Below are 5539 nucleotides of genomic sequence, written 5' to 3' on the forward strand. Positions count from 1 at the left end.
CGGCGCCGCCCCGCTGATGCCCGGCGTGCTGAAACAGGCCGACGCCGACAAGGCCGGTCAGGTTGTCAAACCTTCATTGGGTTCATTCAAGGCACAGTCAAAAGCTGGCGTATTGCTACCGACGCCATCGTGTCATCTGGACTCAACAGGTTGCTGCCCCATTCACCAACCAGGCGCTTCAGCATGATTGCTTCCATTGAATCACCCTTCAAGCAGCCTGCAACAACGGGTGTCATGTGTCTGATTCTGGATCGAAGTTGTGATCCGGACCTGTTGAGCCACTTGTATCAGGGTGACGGGCAATCCCGGCCTAGTTGCATACCGCTGTTCACAGGAACGCCATACGTAGATCTTCAGCCTGCCGGTCCCTACGCAGTCCTGTGTCCAGAAAAAGGTGCAGCCGCGGATTTCATCGGTGTTTTGCTGGAACAGGCGGACGCTGGTTGTGTCGCCTGGTTGAACAACCCAGAGTCTCTGGATCAAGGCGTGGAGCACTGGCGCAGCCTGCTGACAGTACGTACCGATGATGAACCACAACAGATGATGCGTTTCTTTGACCCGCGCTGGCTGGAACCCTTGCTGTTGAGCCTCGACGAAGCCGAAAGAACGCAATTTCTCGGCCCGTTCACTAGCCTGGCCTGGCGAAACGAAATCGGCTGGAGATATTACGCCAAGGCGCCGCACAGTCCGGAAACAGTCGTCCAGCCACCGGCATGGCTGTATTTGAGCCCGCAACGGCAGACGCTAATTGAGCAGGGGCGGTTGAAAGTCATTGCCACCCGTTTTGCCGACGACTACCGCGACGCATTGCCGCCGAAGGACACCGTTGACTTCGTCCACCGACAGCTGCTGGCGGGTCAGGCTATGGGGTACGAGCAAATGGCCGATCAGGAACGCTGGCTACGCTTGGCCATTATGCGCGGAGACACCTTCTGGGCACGCTCGCCCGACGCAGAACTGCTGGCCCGTGACGATATCGCGCTGGGTGACAAGCTGATCCAACTGGAAAGTCTGTAACTACAAGGACGACGAGCAATGAGCGACACCTACACCGTTAAGAGCGGCGACACTCTTGGCAGCATTGCCGCCGCGAACAAATGCTCCGTGGCAGATCTGCGGGCACTGAACCCGATCATTACTGACCCCAACCACATCAGGACCGGCTGGACGTTGAAGCTGCCGGCCGCTTCGGCCAAAGCTCTGCCGCCTCCCAAACACGCAGAGAACCAGAGCACCACTGTCGTCAAAGGCGCCATTGAGTGCAAGGATGAACTTGTCGAAGTCATCCATATCACCGGCGAAGAGCACTTCTACATACTGACGGAAAAGGAATCGAACGAGCTCAAGCAGCAGTCCGACCTCGTCAAAAAGCTGATGGACGAGCTGCATCAAAATCTGGCCAGTGCGACCGAAGCCAGCAAGTGCACCAAGACCAAAGATCCCCAAGCGTCTTGCTCCTGCACGAGTTGCATAAAAGATAAGTGGAACGCCAAGGCTGAAGAAGCCGGCCTGTTGCAGCGCTCCCCTCTTCCAGTGGAAAAACCTAAAACCATTATCGAACGCAAGGAAGATCTACAAGGCCAATTGGCGACAGTGCAAAAGGCCCGTGATTGGTATCAAGATTACACGCCGAAGGCCGCGTTCGAAGGCAACTTTCTAGAGAACAACTGGAAAGGTCTGCAAGCCAAAAAAGTCGCAGAACTCAATGCCGAGATTCAATCACTGCGCACCCGAATTGCGGCACAAGGCAAGGCCGACGCCGGCGACAGCTCAACCAGCGCCAATGGTGCAGCGCCGGACATCAAGCATGGCAAGGGAAAAGCCTCTGATGTCCAGAAGGGAAAGCAGGTAAAAACCGGCATCACAACGGTCGAATACATTTCCTTCCGTGACCCGACTCGACGTCACTACATCCCTATTCGTACTCGCCAGCAGTTCACTTGGAGCGTCAAAGTTCCTACCACAGTGATGCAAGGCAAACCGTTCGATAAGAACCTTGCCAAAAATCTGATCAAGGACATCAGAACAGCTGTCTCCGATGGCCGCAAAACCAGCCCTCTTGGCAGCCTCGAAGCTAAACTCACCTCATGGACGAGCAAAGACGACAACCTGCTCAACGCATTGCACAAAGAATGCTCCTGGACCTCTAACGAAGCGGACTCGGCGCAATATGCGGTATCTGCCGAGGCCCACGCATTCCGTTTTGCCGCAACAGCTAGCGCCGGGATCAACAGCTGGGAGCCGGGCAAAGGCAACATCGAAGTCGGTGTCAAAGGAAGCGCGGCGATCTCGTTGGCTGAAGGCTCTGTAGCGCTCAAGAGTTTCTTCCCCAACCAGGGCGGCTATGTGGTGCGCATGCCTTACCGCAATGCCGAGGGTAAGGAAGTCGTCAGCGATATCGGAATCTTCCGACTCGACGGCAAGGTGGAGTTGTCGTGTTTCCTTGGAGCAACGACGCAAGGCCAGGCCGGTGTCAAAGCCCAATACAAACCAAAAGAAGCGGAAGCCTCCGGCGCGACCGCGCTCCTAAGCACGCCCGACATTGCTGTCGACAAACGACGCGGCGGCAGCCTGGGCGTGAAAGGTAACGCTTTCGCCGGCGTGCAAGGCGGCGGCACCGTAACCGGAACGTTGAAATGGCTTGATTCGACCAAACAAGGGGTAGGAAAAATCGTCGCAGGACAGGCAAACGACAGTGGCAGTACGGATTGGTCGAGTCTGGTTGAAATCAAGGCTGAAGGGAATGCGGCTCTGGGTATTGGGGCGGGTTTTGATTTTGGTATAGAGATTCGCGCGGATCGTTTGGCAATTAACTGTAAGGCCAGTCTGGTTTTTGGTCCAGGGGCGGGGGGGGGGGTTTGGTACGTCGGTGGACCTCGAAAAAATTGGTGATCTGATCTACGTGTTTTGCAATGCACTCTCGAAAGCGGACTTTCATTATCAGCTGGCGGTGACTAAAGATGCATTCAACTATATGGCTAGGGGAATGTTCAAAATTGCGACGCAACCCGGCGCAGCATTTAATGAGGGCTTTCAAAAAATAGGACTTTGGTGGGAGGACCGAAAGGCAACTAAAACTGAGGCACAAAATCTTGCCAAGTACTTAATCAGCCATCGTTCAATAACGATTAACCGTAAAAAAATACCACTTGAGATCCTACCACCGGAAACAATCGGACCAATGCTTCACTTATTGACCGAAAGTTTCGTAGAGAGTTGGGCTGAAGAGCAAGAGAAAGCTGTTGTTCTACTATTGTCCCACTTACGCAGCTGGAGACACTTCATTGCAGCATTGGAATGCTGCTCGAAAGATGGTAGCAAAGTCAATGCAATGGATAGCCTCGATCGCCTAAACTCTCTACTTGACGGAATGGAACAACAACAATTCAATCGTTTTATCGGAACGTTGGCGATAAATATCGATACCACTGCACCAGACTTTGGGATGCTTGCTTGGAACCCCGGTCTACCTTGGCGTAAAGAGAGAACTTTGATAGCCGCAAAACGCAGCAACCACTTTGACGGTTTGGCTTGAGCAAGGGCGCCAGAGGCGCCTTGTTTATTAACTAAAGCGTTTTATCTGTCTGGATAGCGCAGCGAAATCCGGTGCCAGGATAGTAAGCATCTTGCTCCGGTTTATCGGGCCAACGTCGAACTATAGATGCCGCAGACATAGGACCTTCAGGGTAGTAAGAACCACGCTTTACCTTATAGACACCTGACTCTGGCCCTTTAGGATTTTCCGACGGCGAATGCTCGTAGTAATTCTCGTCGTACCAATCATTAACCCAGTCAGTTGCGTTCCCAGCAAGACTGTAAATACCTAGAGGGTTTGGCGGGAATCGATCAATTGAAAACGTTCTGCCTTCTCCTTCGACTGGATAGTTTTTGCCAAAATCCAAACTACCTGTATTGGTAGGGAAAAGAATGTGCTGACCACGACTGCGAGCAGCAAACTCCCACTGAGCCTCCGTAGGCAAATCTACAGGATAACCACTTACTTCCGCTATCCAATGACAATAGTTTTTTGCTTCTTGCCAAGTCTTGGTAAACGCGGGTAAATTTGATTTATAACGAAACTCCAAATCTTGACGCTTGCGTTTTTCGGAGTCGAACAACGGCTTACCGTTCGAAGTAAAAAACAAATCAAAATCGCCAAGTGACACTTGAAACTTAGAAAAATAATAACCACTCAACTTCACCGAATGCACAAAATCATCATCACCATTACTACTGATATTACAAAGCTGCTCGGGCTCCTGCCCGCATGGCCAAGTGCAGACATCTTTCTCGTCATATTCACAAATCCAGCCAAAGTCACCCATGTCAAATTGGCCACCTTCGACAAACACCATATTGTCGATCGACTTCACAACCGTGTTGAGCACTTTGTCGCGCATTTCACTGGGAAGATCAGGGTATTTTGTCTTGATCGTCGCCGCAATCGAGGCGACTTTTTCCGCGGGCAGGCTCTTGCTGCTAGGCAATGAGCCAGACTCTGCCTCACAACCTAGCAGCAGTGCAATGAAAGGAAGGGCAAGTAAAGACTGACGTAACACGAGCAATATCCTTATTAAGGTGCATCAAAGGGCAAACCTTAGCATCCCATGCCAAGACTACAAAATGCATCATCCGCCACCGCAGCGACTTCCAGCTCGCCGAAGGCAAGAGTGATCAACCGCTGCTGGTCAGCGGCCATTTCCTCGCCCTGACCGAACACCCGAAAGCCAAATGGAATGACCTGTGGCTGCTCACCGAAATCCTGCACGAAGGCAAACAGCCGCAAGTGCTGGAAGAATCGGTGACCAGCGACACCACCGCACTCAAAGACGATTTCCACCAGGGCTATCGCAACCGCTTCCAGGCAACCCCGTGGGACGTGCCGAACCGTCCACCGTTGCGCCACCCGAAACCGCGCATCCTCGGCAGCCAGAGCGCCGTGGTCACCGGCCCGAAAGGCGAAGAGATCCACTGCGACCAGTACGGTCGGGTCAAAGTGCAATTCCACTGGGACCGCGAAGGCCAGGCCGACGACAAGACCAGTTGCTGGCTGCGCGTCTCCAGCGCCTGGGCCGGCGCCCAGTACGGCGGCATCGCCATCCCGCGCATCGGCATGGAAGTGCTGGTCACCTTCCTTGAAGGCGACCCCGATCAGCCGCTGATCAGCGGCTGCCTGTACCACAAGGAAAACACCGTCCCGTATGAGCTGCCGGCAAACAAGACCCGTAGCACCTTCAAGACCCTGAGCTCGATGGGCGGCGGCGGTTACAACGAACTGCGCATCGAAGACAAAAAAGGTCAGGAGCAGATCTTCCTCCATGCCCAGCGCGACTGGGACGAGAACATCGAGCACGACCAGAAGATCCGCGTCGGTAACGAACGCCACGACACCGTCGAGCAGAACAGCTACACCGAATTCAAGGCCGAGGAACACCACACCGTCTACGAAGACCGCAAAGTCGAGGCCCGCGCCAACGATCACCTGACCGTGGGCGTGAATCAGCACATCAAGATCGGTACTGGCCAGTTCATCGACGCC

4 protein-coding genes and 2 pseudogenes are annotated in these 5539 nt (G+C 53.8%); 5 read left to right on the forward strand and 1 reads right to left on the reverse strand.

Annotation, left to right across the window (positions count from 1 at the left end):
• The 4 genes and pseudogenes from M0808_RS28280 to M0808_RS28295 form a co-directional block, all read left to right on the forward strand.
• Positions 1-187, forward strand: a pseudogene (locus M0808_RS28280) (hypothetical protein); the annotation flags it as partial.
• Complete coding sequence (locus tag M0808_RS28285; RefSeq protein WP_247843178.1) at positions 184-1017, forward strand: DUF4123 domain-containing protein; 834 nt, start codon at positions 184-186, stop codon at positions 1015-1017. The pseudogene M0808_RS28280 and the gene M0808_RS28285, both read left to right, overlap by 4 nt.
• 18 nt (positions 1018-1035) lie before the next feature.
• The gene (locus tag M0808_RS28290; protein ID WP_247843179.1) at positions 1036-2892 is read left to right on the forward strand and encodes a LysM domain-containing protein; all 1857 of its coding nucleotides are present in this window, start codon (positions 1036-1038) and stop codon (positions 2890-2892) included.
• Entirely contained in the window at positions 2870-3535 is a 666-nt protein-coding gene (locus tag M0808_RS28295) for a hypothetical protein (RefSeq protein ID WP_247843180.1), read from the forward strand. Before M0808_RS28290 ends, M0808_RS28295 begins: the two co-directional genes overlap by 23 nt.
• Positions 3536-3566: 31 nt before the next feature.
• Here M0808_RS28295 and M0808_RS28300 read toward each other — a convergent pair whose 3' ends face one another.
• Entirely contained in the window at positions 3567-4559 is a 993-nt protein-coding gene (locus tag M0808_RS28300; RefSeq protein ID WP_247843181.1) for an SUMF1/EgtB/PvdO family nonheme iron enzyme, read from the reverse strand.
• Positions 4560-4627: 68 nt separating this feature from the next.
• Here M0808_RS28300 and tssI point away from each other — a divergent pair.
• Positions 4628-5539 (forward strand): annotated as a pseudogene (tssI, locus tag M0808_RS28305) (type VI secretion system tip protein TssI/VgrG); the annotation flags it as partial.

The sequence above is a fragment of the Pseudomonas sp. MWU12-3103b genome (assembly GCF_023100615.1).
GTDB lineage: Bacteria > Pseudomonadota > Gammaproteobacteria > Pseudomonadales > Pseudomonadaceae > Aquipseudomonas > Aquipseudomonas putida_A.